This window comes from Sphaerochaeta halotolerans, assembly GCF_003429665.1.
Taxonomy (GTDB): Bacteria; Spirochaetota; Spirochaetia; order Sphaerochaetales; family Sphaerochaetaceae; genus Sphaerochaeta; species Sphaerochaeta halotolerans.
Genome location: NZ_QUWK01000001.1, coordinates 277,843 through 299,331, shown reverse-complemented (window position 1 = coordinate 299,331; position 21,489 = coordinate 277,843). Strand labels below are relative to the sequence as shown.

The window sequence follows — 21,489 nt, the reverse complement described above, 5'->3', positions numbered from 1 at the left end:
CAGCAGTTTATTCTCACCCATCTTTTTCTACACCTTTCTTGATTCCTGTCGCATTGAAGACTATGTTTTCCTCAGTAATCTGATCCTCATTCAAGCAGCTGGCTATCTTTCCTTCCCGCATGACGTAGGCTCGGTTGCACATGCCAATAATCTCCTCCATCTCAGAGGAGATGATGATGCAACTGATCCTCGCCTCGGAAAGGCGGTGGATAAACTCATAGATTTCCCGCTTCGCATTGATATCGATTCCCCTGGTCGGCTCATCAAGGATGAGAATCTCAGGGTCGGTATCCATCCAACGTGCAAGATATACTTTCTGTTGGTTTCCCCCGCTGAAGAACCGTAGCTCCGACTTGGCTGAAGCGGCCACAATGTTGAACTCATCGATATAATGGTCACTTGCTGCTGTTTCGGCCTTCTTATCAATCAGGAACCCCTTCATATACTTATCCTTCAGGGAGATCAAGCTGATGTTCTTGATAATGTCATAGTTCATGACGATACCCTTGCCCTGCCTGTCCTCGCTGATGTACCCAAGTCCATGGGAGACAGCATCCTTGGCATTTCGTATTCTCACCGGCTTACCCTTGATACGAATCTCTCCAGACTCCAATTTTCTGAGCCCCATCACCGCCTCCATCGTTTCGGTACGCCCGGAGCCAACAAGACCGGCAAAGCCCAGGATCTCTCCCCGATGCAGGGAAAACGAGACATCTTTCACCATGTTACCGCTACTGAGGTTCTCCACCTCAAGCACATACTCTTCCGCCCTCCTGTCTTTTTTTGGAGGAAACACCTGACTGAAGTCTCTTCCAACCATCTTCTTCGCAAGGATATTTGCATCGAGATTGGCCACTTCATCCACACTCACAAGTTTCCCGTCCCTGAGCACGGTAACCCGGTCACAGATATTCATGACCTCCTGCAGCTTATGGCTCACAAAGAGCATGGTGACCTTCTTCTCCTTGAGCTTTCGCATCAAGGAGAACAGGGTCCTAACCTCTACCGGGGTAAGGGTGGTGGTCGGCTCATCAAAGATCAGAACCCTTGTATCGAGAATCATGGCCTTCGCTATCTCAACCATTTGCTTTTCAGCCACCGAGAGCTCACTGATGTACTTATTCACGTCGAGCGGCATCTTCAAGATTTCAAGTTGCGCCTTGGCTTGCTCTCTCATCTTGGACTTGTCCAGGAGGAGTCCCTTATGAATCTCGTTTCCAAGAAATATATTCTCAAACACCGTCAGATAGTTGATCAGGTTGAACTCCTGGGGAACGATGCCGATCCCCAGTCGTTTTGCCGTAATGTAGTCGGGGATATTGGTGAGTTGACCATCCATGCGGATGGTTCCCTCGGTCTTCTGGTAAATCCCACTGAGAATCTTCATCAATGTCGATTTACCAGCACCATTCTCCCCGATGAGCCCCATGATCTCCCCCTCTCGAATATTGAAGGAGACCCGGTCGAGCACACGGACGGATGAGAATTCCTTGACTATGCCTTCCAAGCTGAGAAGGATCTTAGGTTCGTCCATCAATTCTCCATTGCTCCATCGAAATCAACATTCGAGGGATCGAAATCAACGCTTCTTACCAGGTTAAGTGCTTCTCTCGCACCGAACAACCGATCCATGCCATTGTCTTCCCATTCAACTGACAAGGGGCCGCGGTATCCGGCTGCATTCGCCTCGCGGATGATCATGTCAAAGTCGACATCCCCATGACCTGGGGACACGAAGTTCCACCCTCTTCTCAAATCACCGAAGGCAAGGTGGGAACCAAGAATACCGCTCCTTCCATCCAGCTTCACCAAGCTGTCCTTGATATGCACATGGTAGATTTTGGGAGCAAAGTCACGGAAGAAAAGTGCTGGATTGAGCCCTTGCCACTGCAGGTGGCTTGGGTCGAAGTTGATCCCAAGGGCTTCTCTCCTCTCAAACTTCTCCAAGAGACGTTGGGTACTGTAATAGTCATAGGCAATCTCCGAGGGGTGTACCTCGAGTGCAAACTTCACACCCTGTTTGTCGAACTCATCGAGGATCGGGGTCCAGAGGTCGTAGATTTCCTGATATCCTTCCTCGATCAACTGCTCTGTGTTGGCAGGGAATGAATAGAAGTACTTCCAGATAGGACTGCCCATAAAGCCGGTGACCACCGAGCAACCCATGTTCTTTGCCGCCTGTGCGGTGTATTTCATCTGATCAATACCCCACTGGCGGATTGCCTTGTCATCACCCTTGAGGCTCTTGGGTGCGAAGCCTGCAAGACGAGGATCGCCGAAGGCATCTCCGACACACTGTCCGGCAAGATGATTTCCCAAGGCATAGCATCCAAGGTTGTATTTCTTCAGGATTGCTTGCTTCTCTGCAACATAGGCAGGATCCTTTGCAGCCTTCTCAACGTTCATGTGATCACCCCAACAGGCAATCTCGACCCCGTCATAACCCATTCCACTTACGGTCTCGCACATCTTCTCAAACGGAAGGTCTGCCCACTGTCCTGTAAAAATAGTTACCATTCTAGCCATGGATTTGCTCCTTTTCTTAGTTGTTTCTTATAGGTTGACCCAAACAGAGCCCTGCTTACTGCTCTCCAGGCACCGATTGATGAATTTCACACCCTCGAGGCCAGCCTCGACTGTGGGGAAGTCAAGATCAATCTCATCCAGCTTTTCTCCACGGAGTTGCTTTGAGAGTGCCAGAATGAAGGGTTTATAGATATTTGCGAATGCCTCATAGAGCCCCTCGGGGTGTCCTGCAGGCACACGTGAGTATTGCTGGGCGCTCTCATCAAATTGGTCTCGCCCACGGCTCCACTTCTGTTTCGGTCCGTCACACGGGGTAAAGTAGAAGTAATCTGGATCCTCCTGGACCCACTCCAAGCTTCCTTTCTCACCAAAGATGCGGATACGCAGTGCATTGTCATACCCGAAGGCAATCTGGCTTGACCAGTAGAGTCCCTTGCCTCCTCCCTCATACTCAACCATCACCGAGGCATTGTCATCCAGCGTCCTGCCCTCAACCAAACTGTCAAGACGTGCACAGACCTTCTTGATCTTCTTCCCGGTAACCGTTGCAACCAAGTTCTCGATATGGCTGCCGATATCACCAAGACAGTTTGTTGCCCCTGCTACCTTGGGATCCATTCTCCAGGGAGCAATGGAGCTATGTTCATCAACTGGACCAGCCAGCCAATCCTGCGGGTACTCGGCGTTTACAAATCGGATCTTTCCCAGCTTGCCATCCTGAATCATCTTGCGCATCTGCTTCACTACAGGGTATCCGGTATAGGAGTAGGTGACACCAAAAAGCAGGTTCTTCTCCTTGCTGATCCTCATCAGCTCCTCACTCTGCTCAACAGTCCACGTCAAGGGTTTGTCACACACCACATGAATTCCCTTGGAAAGGAACGCCTTGCATATGTCATAGTGGGAAGCGTTGGGAGTAACACAAACAGCAAAGGCAATACCGTCTTCCCTGCTTGCTTCCTTCTCTGCCATCTCGTGGTAATCAGTATAGAGGCGGTCGCCCTTAATACCGAGCTCTGTTCCAAAAGCTTTCGATTTCTCCACGTCCCGTGAAAAACAGCCGGCTTTCAAGACGGCAAGATTATCAAGACGAATGGCTTTTCGATGCACATCCCCTATAAAGGCTCCTTTTCCACCTCCAATCATTCCATAGGCAATTTGTTCCATATTTTCCTCCTATGCACGTGCGTGCATAACATCCCTAGAAGCATCGCACGTATTTGTTTCGCACGTGATAATCGTACCATGTATTCTGAGTTTTGCAAGGGACAATACCGACTATTACAAGCTCCTGCGACACTCCTTGAGATAGGCGAGAGAAGCTACTGTCTCCTCAAAATTGGCAAAAAAGGAGGGTCCTCCAGCCTCTATGTCGATGCTACCCTGGTAGCCTCCCTCATGGAGAATCTGCATCAAGGACCTCCAGTCGGTATCGCCAAAACCAGGCAGCGTAGGCTTGATGGCCTTATTGGGAGCATACAGGCCGATCTCACTGAGCAAGGTAGCATCCACATGAGCATCCTTGCCATGTACATGTAGCACCTTTGCTTTCCAACGTGTCAGTTGAGCAAGTGGTTCGACCAATGCCTCCACCTGGTGACATGGCTCCCACTCAAGTCCAAGGAGGGGATCATCAAGGGTATTGAAGATTAGAGACCACGCCGCATCATTGATTGCAATATTCCAGGCACCCCGTTTCCAGAGATCTCCCATCCTGCAGTTCTCCAAGAGCAATCCCCTGCAATTATGGCGATAAATCTGTTCCAGCAATTCGCTGAACACTTCCTTGAACTTGGGCAACGATGCATCAACGCTCCCAGCAGGGACACGCCCGGCAAAGCCCGTTACAAACGGATTCCCGAACCGATAAGCTTGATCAATGAGGGTTGTTAATCCCTGGCGTACCTCTTCATTTGCAAGCGGGTTGCCCCAGAGGGAAAGAGCAGTAACAGGTAGCCCTGCTTCCCCTACACAACGTGCAAGACTGGCAAAATCGGTTTCCCCTAGGGTTTCCCAGAAGCAGATGCTGATTGTTTCAAAGCCCATTTCTTTCAGCGTTTCGAGATGCTCATTGTTCACCTCTGAGGCATATAGCAAAGCTCCGAGCTGTATGTTCCTCATCGCATTACCTCCAAGAGTTGTTGTACCCTATACCCATCTTCAAACGCAGGGGTTACAGTTGTCATGCTCCTGACAGCGTTGAAGAACCTCTGATAGGTGGAAACAGACGGTATTCCTTCCACCTTTGTAGAAATACCGTCCTTCGTGGTAAGAGTCACCTGCTTCCTATCGAGTGAGGTATTCATAGTGAGAGTAGCTTCACTACCCTGTATGGTCAGTTGCAAGGAGTCATCCCACTCTGGATCTTGGTAGGAACAGTGCAGCGTGCAAGGGATGTTGTTCCCTACACGCAACAAAGCCCCATATTCAACCAAGGCTGGTGTGGTGACCTCATGAGTCTTTTTTTCATAGCGGACTGTTCCAAAAAGAAGAAAGAGGATATCAATCAGGTGGCTACCGAGGTCAGAGAGACAACCACCCAGATTATAGGCAGGCAGCAATCTCCATTTCCAGCGAGAGACCTCCTCTGGGTCTCCCCAGATATGGCTCTTATACCAGCTTTGCAGGTAGGAAATCTGAATATGCTCGATTTTCCCAAGCACACCACGAGAAAGGACTCCCTGGACTGCAGAGAGTGCAGGGATATGTCGTTTTGAAAAATTCACCATGAATGGGTGTTTTTTTGGGAGCCTTGCCAACAAATCAGCCTCTTCTTGGGTTGAGGTGAGCGGTTTTTCGCAGAACACTGCCAGATTTGCTCTCACCGCTGCCTCACAGCAGAAAACGTGAAAACAGTCAGGGAGACAGCAACTCAGGGCATCAGCCCTAAGAGAGAAGGAGGAGATCATATCCAGATTGCTGTAGCTCTCTTCCACTTCAAAGGTTTCACAGAAACGCCCCAGGTGCTCCTCGTTGTGATCGATCGCGCCTACAATCTGGGCTCCGAGGGCCCGAAATTTCTGGGCTTGGTACGTCCCCATTCCTCCACATCCCACTATGACAAGTTTCATCATTCATTCTCCCAGGGGTCGGGTGGACTTTCGAACCACAAATCCGGTCTCTGCCCATCTTTGTTCTGCTGCTTTCCCGTGCTCGATCATGTTGACCAACATCTGTACTGCCTCACTTCCCATCTGCATGATCGGATGGTCGACAGTAGTCAAGGGAGGAGTACTGGTACCCGCCGGCTGGAAGTTGTCGTATCCAATAAGAGAGATGTCCTGGGGAACTTTCTTGGAGTGCTCACTACAGGCCTGCAGGAAGCCGAAGGCCTGCCGGTCACTGGCAGTCATAACCAATGACTCCTTTCTCCCGAACTGCCTAAAGGCATTGAAGCCTGAGTTTCTGGAGAAGTTTCCTTCAACAATGGTTGTCTGTAGGTGGTAGTGGGAGGCAAGTTCTTCAAATGCTTGGAGCCTATCCTTACCATTCTTGAACTGAAGGTCTCCGGTCACATACCCGATGTGGTGGTGTCCGAGCTCATGGGCATGGGCAAAGGCCTTCCTCATTCCCTCATCAGGACGTGCATAGATACTTGCGGCACCCTCTTGGTAGTTGTTCACCAGTACAAAGGGAAGGTCGTGCTCGATGAGAGGGTCAATCTCAGGAAACTGGTCCTTGGTGATAGCGAAGATCAAACCATCATAGCTATGGCTGGTAATGAGGTCCCGGTAACTACGGTACTTGCCCAGATAGTTCTCAAAGACGATGCCAACATTGTAGTTGTACTGCAGTGCTCCAAGCAACAACCCATCCAGCAATGCAGGAAAGTAAGAACGGGTGAAGGGTAAAATCTTCTTGTAGTAGGGAACAACAAAGCCAATGGCAAAGCTTCTATTGCTTGCAAAGAGCGTAGCAGTACGTGAGGGCACATAGCCCAGCTGTTCTGCGGCCAAACGTACCTTCTTCTTGATCTTGTCGCTGATAAGGGGGGAATCGTTGAGTGCACGGGAGACCGTGGACTCAGATACCCCTGCTGCCTTTGCAACGTCAGCTCTTCCTACAAGCTTTTCCATGTAGGCCAGTGTACCATTTTTACGGAGAGTATGGTACGGCTTTCTTGCGTGTTAGCAACACTCACGTTGCATTAGTATTTAGGAATTAGAACCGATACCTGAGGCTTACCTGAGGATACATATCCACATTAAGCGTGGAGGTGTTGAGCTCATACATACCCATATAGACAAATTCAGTACTGATAGCAAAATGTTTGAAGAGGATGGTCTCGACGCCTATTCCGCCTCCAATGCCCAAGTTGAGGATGAGAGGTCCAGCACTATATACGTCAGGGTCAGCTGAAGTAAGTTTTGCTTCCTATACCCTTGGTGGTGTACTCCCCCTACGAAATAAAGCGTTCCGGCAAGAGAGGAGTTCACTTCGTGGTACACCAAGGGGTATTGCAACTCAAACCCGATGTTATAGACCAGTTGGTCATTGCCATACTCCATCTCTGGGTGGTACAGCAAACCACCAGCTACTTGGTAGCCAATGTGCTCCTGCCATCGCTGGTAACTTATACCAACCCCGGCCAAGCGCCCAACCTGGACTCCCAATGCCTGGGAATACTCGCTTCCCTCTGCAAACAAGGGTGTGAAAAGAGAGGCAAGTAGAACAAGCAAAACCATGAAGGAACGCATGTTTGTTTTCATACAATAAGGTTACTACAATTCTTTACTTCTGTCTGGTTTCTTGCCATGGAAAATGCTCTGAATTACGGAGGACTTTAGGTACTGCTTCAGAAGGAATGAAACGGCAGAAATTACATTTTACTCTTATGTACTTTCACTAGACCTATAAACCCAAAAAGCAGCTCTTGGGATCTTTTTTACCGGTTCAGAATTTTCTTGATATATTGAGGATCCTCGGATGCTACTTTTAGAAGGGCCAAAGCAGACCCCTCTGGAGTTCTCCTACCCTGTTCCCAATTCCTTAGTATAGCTACACTGACGCCAATCATTGAGGCAAATTCAATTTGTGTTGCCTTTACGTTTTTACGTATACCTTTTATATCAGGTGGTGAGAATACAAAAGTACGGGCAGGCTCTTTTTCCTTTCGCAGGATTTTTCCACCTTCTTGTATACTCTCTACCAACAATTCAAAATCTTTCTCGTTCATACTAGCTCCTTCCTAACCAATGCCGAGAGCTTCTGCAATTGTGCTTCTGTTATGTTCTCTGTAACGTTCTTTGCATAGGCATACAACAACAGAAACTGTCCATCAGAATGGATATGGTAATGAAAGGTATCAATACCCCAGGACAAGCCCTGGACTCAAGAGGCGTTGCCTCCTTTTCCACCCCAAGGGACGGGGTATCTCACCTTGCTTTCCCTGCACTCGCTCGGGAGAGGAACCATCATGCTGATTCCTTTCCTCTCGCTCCATTGGGGAATAAATTACCCGTATACCACCACGTTTGCCACGACCACTCCCTGACCATCGAATTTTTCTCAGCCCTCCAGCCCCAGGTATTACAGCCCCAGCATCAGGTCTATAAACCTGCTGTTTTTACAATTCTCTATAAGATTCATCGTCAAGGAATTCTTGAATTTGCTTGCTAATATACTCGTTTCGATGAATTCCATATGGTTATTATATACGCCATTGGCTTATATTTGTCAAAGTTCGAAAAGCAGTAATCAATCATACCTGGCCGAGACCATGTGACCTGAAAAAGATTATGTGACATATTGGGTTGCAAAACCTACCTTGTCAACTATAGCAAACTTTTAGAAGAACATTGAAATTGCCATTACCATAATGAATACAATAAAAAACGGGCCATAAAACTTTTCCAAAGCTTTTTTGTCTATCCGCTTACCCAACAAAGGCCCAAGGAATGCACCGGTTATCGTGCCGGATGCAAGCAAGATCACCAGTAGCCAATTCAGAGTTCCAAATGCACTATGGGTTATCACTCCTGTAACAGCTATAAAAAATAGCACCATGACTGATGTACCCACTACCTCCAAAGAGGAAAGACCCATACTATACAGACCTGCAAGGATTGGAGGTGTGCCGCTTGCACCGAGCATACCTGACATTAGCCCGCCAAGTAGTCCAAATACCGAGCCTTTTACTATAAGAAGCTTTGAAATAGGCTTACTTCCATGAGCGTCAGCTTCTAAGAGTTGTTCGCTTTCTGATATTTCTTCTTTGACTTGCTTTTTCTTTCTCGATATCACCATTCCGGCTCCCATGACAAGAAGAAAGACCCCAAATATTATTTTAAGAACTTTTAGGGGAATAATGGTAACAAGATAAGAACCTGCAGCTACTCCAATAACTCCGCCTGCTACCAGGAGAAATCCTATTTTTGGCTTTACATTTCCTGCCCTATAGTGACTTATTGAAGCAGCAAGGGTTGTCGGGATAATTGTTGCAAGAGATACAGACACAGCCTGATCCATGGAAACAGCAAACAATCCTGTCAGCATCCCAACATAAAATATTCCTCCACCTCCACCCATTAAAGAAATCAGAATCCCTATGACAAGCCCTGCCACAGGTAATAGATAAATCGGCAAATGCAATGCTATCACCTTTTTTAGTATCCTTCACTACCTATTGTAGCTTCCAAGTATCCCTCGATGAGTTGTTATTACAAATCCCGGGGTAAGCTAGAAGAATATCCAATAACCTACCATAATGTATAATATTATTAAAAATTTGCTACAACTAAACAGAGTCAGACAGCAACCTCTTCCTCTGCTACATCTCTCTCGACTGGCTCCCAAAGTCATGTCCCACGCTCAGACCTCAACAAACTTCGGCAACCCCCATGAAAACTTTTCTCTATTTGACAAGGTATTTTCTGATCTATCATTCTTATCAAGCAACTCATAGACAAATGAAAAATAATCTAAGGTGGAATGGATAGTCAAGACAGATTTTGAAACGGAAAAATCTTTTTCTCCTTTCATCTTGCTACACGAGAAACTAGCTGGTATCTTCGGACTTGCAAGACCACTTCCTGAACAATTTCCTTCAAAGCATTCACTGAATCCCTGGGGAAATCCAAATGATAGCATTCCACCATCTTCTGGGCATCGTAGCAAGCTCTGTAAGGTGGTATTGTGCTACAGGGGAACCAAGAGAAACGTCATCCCCCAATCCAGTGCATATACTTGGTCTTCAGAGAACTCCCCACTGCTACACATACCCTCTTAAATACTTGGGTCTACCTGCTTTGTAGAAGAGCATGTGCAGTTCCACAAGATTGAGATTCTGTTACAGTCTTATTGCATAACACCCTACATCTTTGGGCCCTTGAACTCCGGAACCAGTTCATGAAGCATCTTCAGCATCTCTTCGGGAGTACTTTTCTCAAAGGCAGTAAGATAGTGATTGAGGAAGGAGAGTTCACTGATGGTATGGTTGTTTACCTTTGCCTTGAACACCAGCTTCTCCTCGGTAGGAATGGTGGTGTCCTTATTGGCAAGGAGTTCCTCATAAAGCTTCTCACCCGGTCTAAGCCCGGTGACAATGACTTGGCTTCTGCTATCCCCATAGTACTTCACCAACTTCTCTGCGAAGTCATAGATCTTGACCGGCTGACCCATATCCAAGACCATCACCTCTCCACCTTTTGCCATGCTGGCTGCCTTGAATACCAAGCCTACTGCCTCAGGAATGGCCATGAAGTAGCGGATTATGTCCCTATGGGTGACCGTAATGGGAACTCCTGCCTTGATCTGATCTATGAAGAGGGGAAGCATGCTTCCCCGGCTTCCTAGGACATTCCCAAACCTTACACAAACAATCTCGGTTTCCTTGCTGTTGAGCATACCGGCCATCAACTCAACCACCCGCTTGGTAGCTCCCATCACATTGGTCGGGTTCACCGCCTTGTCAGTGGAGATGACTACCACTTTCTCAACCTGATGCTCCTTGGCACTTTTAAGCACTGCATAGGAGCCATTGATATTGGTGGTAATGGCTTCTTCTGGATACAGCTCCTGAAGCGGCACATGCTTGTATGCGGCAGCGTGGAATACCAACTGTGGTCTGTACTGCGTCATGATGCGGTCAATCTTCTTTCGGTTCTTGATATCACAGACAATGGGAATGACAAGTTCACTCCACTCCCTCTGGTAGTTGTGCAGCCGTAAGGAGAGGTCATGGAGCTCTGTCTCATCAACATCGAGCAGTAGGAGTTGCTCAGGACCGTAGGTAAGCAACTGGCGGCAGATCTCGCTGCCGATACTCCCACCGGCTCCGGTAACCAGGACACGTTTTCCCCGGACCATCTGTCTGATCGGCTCCTTGTCGATGCTGATCAGGGGGCGACCAAGAAGGTCTGCATAGTCTAGGTTTCTGAGGTCCAGCTCTTTCTGTCCCTCCTGCATCTCAAAAAGGGAAGGAATTACTTTAATATCACACCCCACTTCTTTTGCTGCATCGACGGCAAGAAGCATTCGCTCCTGATCAATCTGGGTAATGGCAATGATCAAGGTCTTGGCTTTCAGGTTCTGAAGAACCTGGGGCAACTCCTGTACACTCCCGTAGACTTTCACCCCAAGCATGTAGGTGCCATGCAGTTGGATCTCATCATCCACGAACCCCACAATATGGTAGGGAAGCTTTCCTTTCTGATACTGACGAACCAGAGTATTACCCAGCTCCCCTGCACCATAGATGACTGCACGAGGGTGTTGGTTGTTGCTCTGCTTGTTTCGATACACTAGGACAGTGCGATACAAAACACGCGAACCCATCACCAAGAGAAACCCAAAAATATCGGCACTGACTATGAATGGGATCAAATCACTATGAAAGCCGAGATAGAAACCAATCAGGAGTATCCCGAGGATGGTTACTGGGATAAACGCAGTTAAACCTCGGCCGAGCAGGTCGAGGGAGCTCTCACTAATTCTAATGTGGTAAAAACGAACAGCAAAGAGAAGAAAGATGGTGGCAAGGATATTGAAGTAAATGAAAGAGTCGAAATTGAATGGCAGTGTTTGAAATACCACCCAAGAAGCCAAGAAACCTGCAAGCAACAAGAGCACTGCATCCATTGCCATCAGGACAACCCAGCGCAAATAACGACTCTTCACCAATTCACTCATGGACTATCACCCCTGGTCTGTATCTTTTTCTGCTCCCATGCAGAATGTGTAGCACAATATCCTTGTGACACAGGAGCTCAGGTAGCGCTACTATACCATGCCAATCATGCCCTGTAAATGAATCGTACAGAAAACGCTCTCTTTGCCTACCTACTCACTTCCACAAACTCAACAGGCATGCTTACCCTTCTAACCACCTCTGCAAACTGGAATTCGACCATGACCCTACTATGACGATAATCGACCTTCACGATCGTACCCATGAAGTCCTTCATCGGACCTTCAATAATTCTGATCGGCTCTCCTTTCTTATATACTACCTTCGATGATGTGATGGTTCCCTTGTTGTGCATGATCCAGGCAGCATACTCGTAGTCTGGGCCTTGAAGCTCAATGGTCTTGTTTAGGTTTTTCAAGAAACCATAACAACCGGGAAGCTTGAGCACATCTCGGCTAAAGTCCTGGAGGGAAATCTCACTGGAGAGTAAAAGATACCCAGGAAGGATTGGATGGTCAGTCATGATCTTCTTTCCCTTCCGTCGGTCAATCATCCGGCGCATGGGAATGAAGGCCATCACCTCATCTTCCTCAAGTTCTCGACTAAAGAATTTGAGCAAATGAGCCTTCACATACTCCTCTCGTCCTGTCCTGCAAGCAATGAAGTAATAGTTCATAGTCGCCCATAGTACAGTATTTGGTACATGTTTGTCATCCGATTGAGAAGGCTTTCTCTAGTGCCGCCCTCATCACTTGAGCATCAGGAACCATTCCTGTCCAATTCTGTAGACCAAGAACTCCCTGGTTCACCAACATTCCCAGTCCATCAAGGGTAGTGGCTCCCACTTCCCTTGCCCTTTTCAAAAAGGCCGTATCGGTGGGGTTGAACACTACATCACAGGCAATGACATCCTGAAGCCCCTGTGAGAAAGCAACATCTATGCAGCGCTTCTCATCGAAAAGACCAACACTGGTAGCCTGCACCACCACCAAACCATCCTCTTCTATCTGATAAGTACCCTCCCAAGCTTGGGTAGATACCGTGGTCTTCGTGACTCCCCTCAAACGCTGCGCAAGCGCTTCGGCTTTTTCCCTGGTTCGGTTTACCAAGATGACCTCTTGCACCTCACAGAGGACCAGCTCAACTGCAATGGCGGAGGCAGCTCCCCCAGCGCCAAAGAGCACCACTCGCCTCTCACTGAGATTCCCGACCTGCTCCTGCAAGGACTGCAGGAACCCCTTGCCGTCAGTATTATCCCCTTGGTAGGTGCCATCTGCTTGCAAGGTAATGCAGTTCACAGCATTGCTGAGACGTGCACTCTCGGTGAAACTGTCGAGGTAGGGGAAAACCAGTTGCTTGAAGGGAGCGGTGACATTGCCTCCTGCTACTTTCAGAGCTTTCAACCCTTCCAATGCTGTTTGCAACTGATTTGGTTCCACTTCACAGGTGATGTACTGACCGGGAAAGTCCATGGCCAAAAAAGCTTCTTCCATCATATATTGGGTGGGGTTTCCCACCACGGGGTTTCCAATACAGAAAAACAGGGAAGGGAGCGGGCCCTTCATCAGTGCATGTAGTGTATCCATTACCATCTCCTAATAATAATTCACCCTATACTTACGATAGGTGATTGATTTTTGATGATATAATTCCGGGACAGAGGACCGCATAACATTTAAGTCTCCTCTCTCTATCGTAGTACAGCTTTATCTCTCTGTCTAATGATTCTACCCAGACCCGTATCATATTCGTGTATGGCAAGAACACGCTCTTAGTGTTATACTGTGGTCCAAGAGAGGTTTAGATGCAATCGGATGAGCAACAATACAGAAGAGCAACACCGCTCCTTGATTATGAACACCCTGCTATTGTAACACTCATCCAAAAGCAAGGGTGGCTCTCCCTCCCTACCTCTGGCGAGCGTATTGATGCAGTCTATACGTTTGTCCGTGATGCAATACCCTACGGATATGCAGAGAGCTTTTGTGTCCCCGCTTCAACAGTACTCGTCCAAGGTATGGGAAACTGCCTTACCAAGACCACGCTCCTGATGGCCCTTCTTCGTGCAGTAGGCATTCCTTGCCGGCTGAAGGCGGCCATGATCAGCAAGGTCATACATCGAGGATTACTCGGTGGAATCTCCTTCCTTTTCAGTCCAAGACATCTGCACCATGCATGGGTGGAAATACAGTACCAAGGCAGCTGGCTTGAGATCGGGGGACATATTGTTGACCGTCCATACCTGGAAAAACTCCAGCAGAAGTTTGCCAACTTCATCGGGAGCTTTTATGGCTACGGAATCGCCGTCTCTCACTTCCGAAATCCTCCTATCAGGTGGGAGGAAAAGGAGACAGCAATCCAGAGCAAGGCAATCAGGGAAAGCCTACACACTTTCAGCGATCCCGATGCCTTCTTCCAAGCCCACCCGGAGGCAGAACGAAGAACACACGCTCTGACCTACCGACTGATTCTCCGTCCCAAACTCAACAGATCCATCCGAAAACTGCGCAGAAGCTGAGTTGCTGCTCTACCTGGATTCTTCCTTCTCAACCAATGTTGGTACAAAGTACTTGAGGAATCCAGCTTTTTTCGAACGATACTTTACATAGAAATAGCCGGCAATGCTGAACGCAACTGCTCCGATGAAATTCACGAAGAGATCCTCCATGGTGTCAAAGAGCCCAATGTCCAAGTACCCACCGACACCCAACGGCTTCCCCTGTACCACAACCTCTTCAATACCGCTGATGGTTATGATCTTCTGGCTGTTTGTGGGATCAAGGGAGACTGAGTGTATGGTGGCAATCACGGTATCCTTCTGCATGTCCAAGCCAAAGGCCACATCCATGAAGAACTCAAAGAACTCCCACATTACCCCAATGGTCATAGAGAAGCAGAAGGCGACGATGGCAACAAAGAAAGGAGAGAGCCGAATGGAGAACCGTTCATTCTGGTTAAGTATATCCACGAGGGAGAACCCGATTGCCGCTGCCAAGAAGCCGTTGAAGGTGTGCAGCAATGTATCCCAGAAGGGAAAGGTCACATAGTAGGAACGCATTTCTCCGAGTATCTCGGCTGCGAAAATGAAGAAGAAGATGAGGTTCTCCAAGGTATCTGGAATATCAATACGGGTGTTTGTCTCTATAAGGGAAGGAATGGTGAACAGGATAAGGGTAAGCACACAGAGAAATACGTTTTCATAGTTGCCGTTGAAAAGCTGGGCAACCAACACGAGGACCACAATGAAACGCAGGGCATAGTGCACGATACGTGCGCTATCCTTCTCCTTCAGTGCCTGACCAAGTGATTTCTTCTCTGGAGCTTTCCACTTCTTCATGGTTGGTATTGTGAGGGGAGAACGTATGACGGTCAATAGCGTTTTTCCATATCAATGAGTAATTACAACCTCTTACAGGCAGTTTTTCGATACAAACCTAGACACTTGTTGCCTTATGACAACTAATCGTTTTCCTAAACTATATTTACTTTCACCTCTGTACATGGTATCGTTTAACGGTTTAAAGAATCACTCTAACAACAAGAAACTATGCACACCTTCGTACCGCACCCAAGTATGCTTGTTGGCGGAGCTATTCTTGCACAAGAGAACATTTCGTCGGGAAAGCGAAATTGTCTCAAAATTTTTGCATAGGGAAATGGGGACGCAGGTATGGAAGAAACGTTGTATGAGGACGAAGGTATTAGCATCAGTGAACTTATTGGCATAGTATTGAAGCATTTCAAACTGCTTCTTATAGTATTTGGCATCATCGTTCTTGCATGTGTGGGATATATCTTGACCAATGATCCCACCTATACCGCAACGACCACGGTAAGCGTGGAGTCAATCAAGAATCTTACTGCTTGGGATACTTCAAGAGGCGATATCAGGAACATCACTACCGAACTCCAGTTCCTCACGCGTGATGAGACTGTTCGTAGTGCCTTAGGGCAATTGAACCTTGCCTCTTACCAAAGAAAGGATGGCTCCACCTATGAAGACCTACTCACTGACAAGAAGAAATTCAAAGGTCTACAGGAAGCAATCACAACCAGCGAGATAAAGGACACCAATTCAGTCTCCATCTCACTTGAACACTCCAATCCTGTGTTTGCCCAAGACTTCCTTAATGCACTAACCAGTGAATTCTCAGCATCTCTCCTTGCCTTTGCAAATACAGACCTTACCTTGCAGCATGATGCCTTGGATAGGCAGCTGGAAGAGAGTACTACCCTTCTGGAATCAAGCAAGGTAGCATTAGCTGCGTTCCAAGAAGAGACAGACATCCTCTCATTGGAAGCAAATAAATCGGCATATCAGCAAATTCTCTCCCTCATCCAGCTCCAACTGGCAGGAGTTGCTCCTGAATCATCATTGGAAGCCTCTCTCCAATCTCTTGGAGTACAGGATGAGCAGACCCTTCTCCTCACCTCCAGATATTCAGATGCTTATAGACAGTATCTATATGATGAAATCGCACGACTACTGGTGCAATCAAATACATCTGAAGAGAACGCAGTTCGTAACCCGGAACTGGAACTTGCACTAACCAACCTAGAAGCTCAATTCTCTGAGCTTTTCCGCTCCCAAGGTTTCGATGAACTTGAGGCCCTTGAAAGAACGCGTAGCATCACATCAAGTGTAGAATTTTCAATCCTTAGTGGGTTGGAGAGCGAATATCTAAATAAGCTGAAAACTGTTACCAACCTCCAGCTCGAATACTCAGAACTACGTAATGATGTCTCCAGAGAGACCAGTACCTCTGTTAGCTTGACTTCACAGATACGATCTCTCGACTCATTCCTTGCTTCAGAACGTACTGCAATACAAGAAGTAGAACCAGTGAAACTGGTAAACGAGGATGGGGAATCAAACAACCTCCTCATTTTGGCAGTTGGTGTGCTGCTGGGAGCAGCACTTGCTCTCTTGGCTACCCTGCTTGCTGAATACCTCTCTGACACGATTGATGACGAACAGTCCCTTATCAAGATACTGGGTAAGGAAGGAAAACTTCTTACCACCATTCCTCTAGGGAGCAAGGATATCAACACCGAGATGGAAATTCTCGAGCATCCTGATTCCGCTGCAGGAAGCGCATACACCCATCTTGCCGGTATTTTAATGTATGCTCCAAACACCAATATTTTCACACTGGGAAGCTTGAGTTATGGTGAAGGAACTTCCTACACGACACTCAATACAGCACTCTCCATGGTAAAGAGCGGCAAGAAAGTTCTCGTCATTGGTACAGCAAACGAGGGAATGAACTACCAACGCCTCTACGCAAAAATTACAAGCCATGTTGAAATTGCTTCATCGGCCAACCTGAAAACCTTCTCCCTCGACAAACCCTGCAAACCTGCTGGAGAAAATCCAGAACTTTCTATTGTAGCAATAGAGGCAGGGCCAAAGGAACTGGGACAGATTCTCAACAGTTCACAGTTTGTCGAGTACCTTGGCAGTGTCTCTGCTCTCTACGATGTGGTACTCATCGATGGACCAACCTTCCGCTCTGCTTCGAATCTGCTCGCAGTTTCAAGAGCCACCAATGGCTTGATCTTGAACATCCGTAGCTTTGTAGGGTCTCGTGGGATGCTGAAAGCACTGCTCCATACATTTGAGCTCTGCAACCTTCCACTTGCTGGTGTTATCCTGAACAATATTGCAGGCAAACCTTCCTATCAGGAGAGACAGGAAATCAAGGCACATGACAAGGCTTTGACTGCACTTATGTCTGGAAATGGGAGTGGTCGTGAAGCGAAGCTGTTAACGAAAGCGTCGTCTCGCTGATGGATGGTACGCTGTCCCACCTCCTTGTAAGGAGGGAGCAGGAGAGAGTGAATGAGATATAGATTGTTATTGCAGGAAACTGAAAACACACTTCCCTCTACACCCGCTCTCCTGCAGGTGTTGCTTCCTGTCTATTTACTACTTCTCTTACTTGATCAGTTCTATCCCATTCCCCACATTGCGGGCATCTCCTTCTTGCTGGCTTTTCTTTGTACCATCATAACCTTATTCACTCAACGGAAGGAACTGGAACTAGTGGACTACCTCATCGGGGGAGTGTTGGTTGCACTTCTGGTCTACGGGAAAACCATTCAAGGACCGGAAGTGTCTCTTCTCAGTGGATTGGGGTACTCCTTGGCTGGGTACAGTATAGGAATTCTGTTCGTGTACACCACTTGGGCGAAGAAGATCTTCCGTATCTTTTTCATCATTTCCTCTGCCCTTCTCGCCATCGCAGTCTGTAGTATCTCGACAAATCTGCCCATCTTGAGCGGTATCAGGAAAGTTCCTCTTACCTATATTGCAACCATCATGTTCTTAGGTGAAGGGTTGCTCTATATTTCGGATTTCTACAACAAACGATATCGTCCAGCCATTTGGCCTGCACTTGTCTCTGTAGTGCTTTCCTTCTGCGCAAGAGGGCGGGCTGCAATCATCATATCGATGTTGTTCTTGACTGCAATCATCGTGATCAACATACGCTTCATTGCTTTCTACTATATTGATTCTGGAACCCATTGGCTGAAGTACTATCGGCTTCCACTTCTACTTGCTTTGATTATGATCGTAATTGCACTGGCATTGCTCCTTCCCCATCTCTACCGTTACTCCCACTTTGGCCAGTATGGATTTACCAATACAGGGAGGCTGAGTGCAACAACGCGGTTCTTGAATGAACTGACACCAAAGAAACTCCTAACTGGTTTCACCCCGTCTTTTTTAGCCACCAAAGGACTTCCAAACTCCTACCTGTGGATGATTGCGACCTTTGGCATCTTCTCTGCCATTCCCTTCCTGGCAATTCTCTTCAGTCTCTATCGCCTATTGCCTACCTCATCCCTTCTCTTCAGCCTCATGGTCATCCTTGCGGCATACTTCCTTGGAGAAATGGTGTACCCCTTCCGATATGGAGACATTCTCTTCGTTCCCTTGGTCATCAGTGCATTCCACGCTGACCGGATCTACATCCCAGGAAAGCATGATGAACCATCGTTCTGGGAACGGTATTGATTACCATCCCTCTACGTAGAAAGTACACCTTGCAGGTGGTCTTGCACTCTCTGATGTTCAAATCCGATGAATCCCTTGGTGGTGGTCAGTATGTCTCCAACAACCTGAAGATTGCTGTCATGGTACTGGGAATGCTCCTTGTTCTCATCATCTATCCTTTTGTACAGAGACACTTCGTCTCAGGCTTAATGCTTGGTGGAGTGAAGGGTTAACCACAAGAGAGAAGCCCTACTGGTTCCCTAAGGGGACTGGTAGGGTTCGATACTGTACTAATTATTTACTGAATGTATACATACTTCAGTATTAGCTGATCCTATGTAAAAGGGACACGTACAAATATCAACATGCTAGTGCTGTATTTTGCACACTGTAGTAACCATTACTCGAGAAAATTAGTTACTACATCCACTATTATTTCGATTTTTTGGTTACTCTGCTAACCTAAAACAAGCACTTTCTTATCTAAATATTAATTGCAGAAGCTTATCCTGCTAAATTTGTAGTACGATACTACATATACCTGAAGGAGATTCCCGGCCGAACAAAGCCTAACCAGCAATCAGTTGCAGATAATTATGGGATTTTCTTGATCTTCGGTAATAACGGGCTGATTACCCTATGCAATGTATGTGCATTGTATTGCCTACATCACTTGGGAATGATAGAATTTCAATAGGGAGAAACTATATGGCTAGTACAACAATCAGTTTGAGAACGGATACGGAACTAAAGGCTCAGGCCGAGGAAATCCTCAATCAACTTGGAATGACACTGAATGGAACCTTCAACATGCTTCTTCATCAGATTGTGAGGGAAAAGTCAGTGCCATTGAGTTTGTCTCTTGCTTCCGAGAATTCATTGTATGCAGATTTGCTTGTTGCAGAAGATGAACGTATAAACGGGTATGTCGGTAGAAGTGGAGATGAAATACTTAAGGATTTTGACTTGATTGTGGCAGAGGCTGAAGCCAAATATGGGGTTTGAAGTTATTGTCTCCAGAAAAGCCGATGAAATGCTTGTCAGTCACGTAAGATTCCTTGCCCAAGTGAGCATTCCTGCTGCCAAAGTATTGAGAAATGAGTTCTGTTCTGTTCTTGTTAAGTTGAAGGATAATCCCTTCCAATTCCAACTGGAAGAGGATCTTGGATTACCTAGCGGAAAATACAGACGGGTTGCTTTCGCTAAAAGGTACAAAGCAGTCTTCTCTGTTTTTGAAAATAGCGTGTTTATTGATGCCATCATTGATTGTAGACAATCAATGTGACCTTTCCAGAAATAAGTCATAAAGAATCGGGAAGGAAATCTGTGGGCAGAAAATATATGACTAAAAATACAGCTATATAGACATGTGCTCTCTAGTATAAAAAGCCAAACAACCAGAGAGGAATCTTCCTCCCAAAACCAAACTCAATATCATCAGAGGCAATATATGCGTCCTCTATCCCCTGCAGCTGCCTTCTACTCTTCTTTTTCCCACCAACTTCGATAGTATAGGTTCCATCAACAAGAAAATCGCTCTGAGGAGAGAACGTGACAGTAGACACCTGAGATAGCTGGCTTGCAAGAAACGTCTCTCGTACCGTACCCATTGAGGGATTATTGTACCCTAAGGTATACATGAGATTCGTATTATCCAAGAATATCTTATCAGGTTTCTGCAAGAGACCAATCCCAGTGGTGCTTCTGTAGAGCAATCGGATTAAGTTTGCCTGTTCCAAATAGGTGATGTATGTAATGAAGGTCTGTCTATTGATTCCTATCCGTTCACTCAACTTGGTAATATTTGGCACAAACGGAGCTGATTGCGCAATAATTGACAGTAGTTGCTTAATCTTCGGGATATAGGCAGGTTCTATACCACGCAACATCGGCAATTCTTGCTCTAATATCACGAGTACAGTCTCTTCCAATCGCATAGAATAATCCCCTACACCCTCAAGATAGTAGGGGTAATATCCGATTTTCAAGTAATCTGAAAAATACATAAAGGGTTTGATATGCGAAACAATCTCCTGAGCAATCTGGCCATGCTTGTCCAAAAGATCAGTAATTGAGAACGCTGGAAATGTCATCTTTGTTTCAATCTCCAGATATTCACGGAATGAGAGCCCAGGCAATTCATACATCAGTGCTCTCCTACTCAGATCAGCCTTGCCCCTTTCCAATTCAAGCAAGGAGGAACCAGTGAAGACGATATGAAGCATAGGAAATTCATCATACAGGTTTTTTATAGCAACAGCCCAATCAGGATATTTATGCACCTCATCCAAAAAGATATGGGTACCCCCATGCTTTACGAAGGTATCAACAAATTCCAGCAAAAGATTATTCGCAAAATATAGATTGTCCAAGCTTACATACAGAGCAACATCAAGATTATTCTGAAACGTCTTTTTTATGTGTTGCAAAATGAGTGTAGTTTTCCCACATCCTCTTGCTCCCTTGATTCCCACAAGCCGAGCATCCCATGAAACGGCAGTCTCAAACTCCCGTACCAAGGTCATATCAGTATACTGTAACCTTCTTCGATAAAACTCATACAATCTATCCATACCGAAAGCATACAGCATATTCTCTATTTTGTACACTGCATTCACCAATTTTTAGATATTTTGGTTACTGCACCAACCAATATTCTTGTTTTTTGGTTTCTTCGGAAACCATTTCTCTATTTCCAGATGCCTGTAATTGTACTCAAAACACTCTATGGTTTTATATACGTGGAATACTGTATCAATTTGCTGGAATATTTCAGACAACACTGCAAAGACATCATGTATTCAAGAGAAAGTGCCTCCAGCCGTACTTCATTACC

Annotated in this window: 21 protein-coding genes; 7 read left to right on the top strand and 14 right to left on the bottom strand. The window is 46.6% G+C overall.

Annotation, left to right across the window (positions count from 1 at the left end; all coding sequences use genetic code 11):
* Nucleotides 1–13 precede the first annotated feature (13 nt).
* From DYP60_RS01355 to DYP60_RS01320, 8 genes are all read right to left on the bottom strand, one after another.
* Entirely contained in the window at nucleotides 14–1,534 is a 1,521-nt protein-coding gene (locus DYP60_RS01355) for a sugar ABC transporter ATP-binding protein (protein ID WP_117329062.1), read from the bottom strand.
* Complete coding sequence (locus DYP60_RS01350; RefSeq protein ID WP_117329061.1) at nucleotides 1,534–2,526, bottom strand: sugar phosphate isomerase/epimerase family protein; 993 nt, start codon at nucleotides 2,524–2,526, stop codon at nucleotides 1,534–1,536. Before DYP60_RS01350 ends, DYP60_RS01355 begins: the two co-directional genes overlap by 1 nt.
* Nucleotides 2,527–2,553: 27 nt before the next feature.
* Nucleotides 2,554–3,693 (bottom strand): Gfo/Idh/MocA family protein, encoded by a 1,140-nt coding sequence (locus DYP60_RS01345; RefSeq protein WP_117329060.1) that lies wholly within the window; start codon nucleotides 3,691–3,693, stop codon nucleotides 2,554–2,556.
* 114 nt (nucleotides 3,694–3,807) lie between these two features.
* Complete coding sequence (locus tag DYP60_RS01340) at nucleotides 3,808–4,647, bottom strand: sugar phosphate isomerase/epimerase family protein (RefSeq protein ID WP_117329059.1); 840 nt, start codon at nucleotides 4,645–4,647, stop codon at nucleotides 3,808–3,810.
* Nucleotides 4,644–5,597, bottom strand: coding sequence for a Gfo/Idh/MocA family protein (locus DYP60_RS01335; RefSeq protein ID WP_165849460.1), 954 nt, complete (start codon nucleotides 5,595–5,597; stop codon nucleotides 4,644–4,646). The genes DYP60_RS01340 and DYP60_RS01335 overlap by 4 nt, the downstream gene beginning before the upstream one ends.
* A 3-nt stretch (nucleotides 5,598–5,600) precedes the next feature.
* A complete protein-coding gene (locus DYP60_RS01330) occupies nucleotides 5,601–6,602 on the bottom strand; it encodes a LacI family DNA-binding transcriptional regulator (RefSeq protein WP_117329057.1) in 1,002 nt (333 codons plus the stop codon).
* 216 nt (nucleotides 6,603–6,818) lie between these two features.
* On the bottom strand, nucleotides 6,819–7,235 hold the full coding sequence (locus DYP60_RS01325; RefSeq protein ID WP_117329056.1) for a hypothetical protein: 417 nt from the start codon (nucleotides 7,233–7,235) through the stop codon (nucleotides 6,819–6,821).
* Between the two features lie 176 nt (nucleotides 7,236–7,411).
* Entirely contained in the window at nucleotides 7,412–7,702 is a 291-nt protein-coding gene (locus tag DYP60_RS01320; RefSeq protein WP_117329055.1) for a helix-turn-helix domain-containing protein, read from the bottom strand.
* Nucleotides 7,703–7,821: 119 nt separating this feature from the next.
* Here DYP60_RS01320 and DYP60_RS14090 point away from each other — a divergent pair, with 119 nt between their 5' ends.
* Nucleotides 7,822–8,145, top strand: coding sequence for a hypothetical protein (locus DYP60_RS14090; RefSeq protein ID WP_165849459.1), 324 nt, complete (start codon nucleotides 7,822–7,824; stop codon nucleotides 8,143–8,145).
* A gap of 168 nt (nucleotides 8,146–8,313) precedes the next feature.
* On the opposite strand, the gene DYP60_RS01310 is transcribed toward DYP60_RS14090, so the two are convergent.
* The 4 genes from DYP60_RS01310 to aroE form a co-directional block, all read right to left on the bottom strand.
* On the bottom strand, nucleotides 8,314–9,126 hold the full coding sequence (locus DYP60_RS01310) for a sulfite exporter TauE/SafE family protein (protein WP_206363085.1): 813 nt from the start codon (nucleotides 9,124–9,126) through the stop codon (nucleotides 8,314–8,316).
* Nucleotides 9,127–9,837: 711 nt separating this feature from the next.
* Nucleotides 9,838–11,655 carry a polysaccharide biosynthesis protein gene (locus tag DYP60_RS01300; protein ID WP_117329052.1) on the bottom strand — a complete coding sequence of 606 codons (1,818 nt, stop codon included), beginning with the start codon at nucleotides 11,653–11,655 and terminating at the stop codon, nucleotides 9,838–9,840.
* A gap of 146 nt (nucleotides 11,656–11,801) precedes the next feature.
* Nucleotides 11,802–12,329, bottom strand: a complete 528-nt coding sequence (locus tag DYP60_RS01295; protein WP_117329051.1) for a transcription termination/antitermination NusG family protein — start codon at nucleotides 12,327–12,329, stop codon at nucleotides 11,802–11,804.
* 34 nt (nucleotides 12,330–12,363) lie between these two features.
* Entirely contained in the window at nucleotides 12,364–13,239 is an 876-nt protein-coding gene (aroE, locus tag DYP60_RS01290; RefSeq protein WP_117329050.1) for a shikimate dehydrogenase, read from the bottom strand.
* A 218-nt stretch (nucleotides 13,240–13,457) separates the two neighbouring features.
* Between aroE and DYP60_RS01285 the strand changes: the two genes are divergently transcribed.
* Entirely contained in the window at nucleotides 13,458–14,171 is a 714-nt protein-coding gene (locus DYP60_RS01285; protein WP_117329049.1) for a transglutaminase-like domain-containing protein, read from the top strand.
* 9 nt (nucleotides 14,172–14,180) lie between these two features.
* Here DYP60_RS01285 and DYP60_RS01280 read toward each other — a convergent pair whose 3' ends face one another.
* A complete protein-coding gene (locus tag DYP60_RS01280) occupies nucleotides 14,181–14,990 on the bottom strand; it encodes a DUF2238 domain-containing protein (protein WP_117329121.1) in 810 nt (269 codons plus the stop codon).
* Between the two features lie 333 nt (nucleotides 14,991–15,323).
* Here DYP60_RS01280 and DYP60_RS01275 point away from each other — a divergent pair, with 333 nt between their 5' ends.
* The 5 genes from DYP60_RS01275 (at nucleotide 15,324) to DYP60_RS01255 (ending at nucleotide 19,938) form a co-directional block, all read left to right on the top strand.
* The gene (locus DYP60_RS01275) at nucleotides 15,324–17,444 is read left to right on the top strand and encodes a GumC family protein (RefSeq protein ID WP_117329048.1); all 2,121 of its coding nucleotides are present in this window, start codon (nucleotides 15,324–15,326) and stop codon (nucleotides 17,442–17,444) included.
* 51 nt (nucleotides 17,445–17,495) lie between these two features.
* Nucleotides 17,496–18,674, top strand: coding sequence for a hypothetical protein (locus tag DYP60_RS01270; RefSeq protein ID WP_117329047.1), 1,179 nt, complete (start codon nucleotides 17,496–17,498; stop codon nucleotides 18,672–18,674).
* 53 nt (nucleotides 18,675–18,727) lie between these two features.
* The gene (locus DYP60_RS01265) at nucleotides 18,728–18,886 is read left to right on the top strand and encodes a hypothetical protein (protein WP_237446307.1); all 159 of its coding nucleotides are present in this window, start codon (nucleotides 18,728–18,730) and stop codon (nucleotides 18,884–18,886) included.
* Nucleotides 18,887–19,361: 475 nt separating this feature from the next.
* Entirely contained in the window at nucleotides 19,362–19,658 is a 297-nt protein-coding gene (locus DYP60_RS01260) for a type II toxin-antitoxin system RelB/DinJ family antitoxin (protein WP_117329046.1), read from the top strand.
* Nucleotides 19,648–19,938, top strand: a complete 291-nt coding sequence (locus tag DYP60_RS01255) for a type II toxin-antitoxin system RelE/ParE family toxin (RefSeq protein ID WP_117329045.1) — start codon at nucleotides 19,648–19,650, stop codon at nucleotides 19,936–19,938. Before DYP60_RS01260 ends, DYP60_RS01255 begins: the two co-directional genes overlap by 11 nt.
* Before the next feature lie 91 nt (nucleotides 19,939–20,029).
* Here DYP60_RS01255 and DYP60_RS01250 read toward each other — a convergent pair whose 3' ends face one another.
* On the bottom strand, nucleotides 20,030–21,226 hold the full coding sequence (locus DYP60_RS01250) for an ATP-binding protein (RefSeq protein ID WP_117329120.1): 1,197 nt from the start codon (nucleotides 21,224–21,226) through the stop codon (nucleotides 20,030–20,032).
* Between the last annotated feature and the right edge of the window lie 263 nt (nucleotides 21,227–21,489).

Excerpts from the sequence above, each read along its gene's own strand:
- DYP60_RS01355 (WP_117329062.1), bottom strand. The coding sequence starts at position 1,534 with ATGGACGAACCTAAGATCCTTCTCAGCTTGGAAGGCATAGTCAAGGAA.
- DYP60_RS01350 (WP_117329061.1), bottom strand. The coding sequence starts at position 2,526 with ATGGCTAGAATGGTAACTATTTTTACAGGACAGTGGGCAGACCTTCCG.
- DYP60_RS01345 (WP_117329060.1), bottom strand. The coding sequence starts at position 3,693 with ATGGAACAAATTGCCTATGGAATGATTGGAGGTGGAAAAGGAGCCTTT.
- DYP60_RS01340 (WP_117329059.1), bottom strand. The coding sequence starts at position 4,647 with ATGAGGAACATACAGCTCGGAGCTTTGCTATATGCCTCAGAGGTGAAC.
- DYP60_RS01335 (WP_165849460.1), bottom strand. The coding sequence starts at position 5,597 with ATGAAACTTGTCATAGTGGGATGTGGAGGAATGGGGACGTACCAAGCC.
- DYP60_RS01330 (WP_117329057.1), bottom strand. The coding sequence starts at position 6,602 with ATGGAAAAGCTTGTAGGAAGAGCTGACGTTGCAAAGGCAGCAGGGGTA.
- DYP60_RS01325 (WP_117329056.1), bottom strand. The coding sequence starts at position 7,235 with ATGAAAACAAACATGCGTTCCTTCATGGTTTTGCTTGTTCTACTTGCC.
- DYP60_RS01320 (WP_117329055.1), bottom strand. The coding sequence starts at position 7,702 with ATGAACGAGAAAGATTTTGAATTGTTGGTAGAGAGTATACAAGAAGGT.
- DYP60_RS14090 (WP_165849459.1), top strand. The coding sequence starts at position 7,822 with ATGAAAGGTATCAATACCCCAGGACAAGCCCTGGACTCAAGAGGCGTT.
- DYP60_RS01300 (WP_117329052.1), bottom strand. The coding sequence starts at position 11,655 with ATGAGTGAATTGGTGAAGAGTCGTTATTTGCGCTGGGTTGTCCTGATG.
- DYP60_RS01295 (WP_117329051.1), bottom strand. The coding sequence starts at position 12,329 with ATGAACTATTACTTCATTGCTTGCAGGACAGGACGAGAGGAGTATGTG.
- aroE (WP_117329050.1), bottom strand. The coding sequence starts at position 13,239 with ATGGATACACTACATGCACTGATGAAGGGCCCGCTCCCTTCCCTGTTT.
- DYP60_RS01285 (WP_117329049.1), top strand. The coding sequence starts at position 13,458 with ATGCAATCGGATGAGCAACAATACAGAAGAGCAACACCGCTCCTTGAT.
- DYP60_RS01280 (WP_117329121.1), bottom strand. The coding sequence starts at position 14,990 with ATGAAGAAGTGGAAAGCTCCAGAGAAGAAATCACTTGGTCAGGCACTG.
- DYP60_RS01275 (WP_117329048.1), top strand. The coding sequence starts at position 15,324 with ATGGAAGAAACGTTGTATGAGGACGAAGGTATTAGCATCAGTGAACTT.
- DYP60_RS01270 (WP_117329047.1), top strand. The coding sequence starts at position 17,496 with ATGAGATATAGATTGTTATTGCAGGAAACTGAAAACACACTTCCCTCT.
- DYP60_RS01265 (WP_237446307.1), top strand. The coding sequence starts at position 18,728 with ATGTTCAAATCCGATGAATCCCTTGGTGGTGGTCAGTATGTCTCCAAC.
- DYP60_RS01260 (WP_117329046.1), top strand. The coding sequence starts at position 19,362 with ATGGCTAGTACAACAATCAGTTTGAGAACGGATACGGAACTAAAGGCT.
- DYP60_RS01255 (WP_117329045.1), top strand. The coding sequence starts at position 19,648 with ATGGGGTTTGAAGTTATTGTCTCCAGAAAAGCCGATGAAATGCTTGTC.
- DYP60_RS01250 (WP_117329120.1), bottom strand. The coding sequence starts at position 21,226 with ATGGATAGATTGTATGAGTTTTATCGAAGAAGGTTACAGTATACTGAT.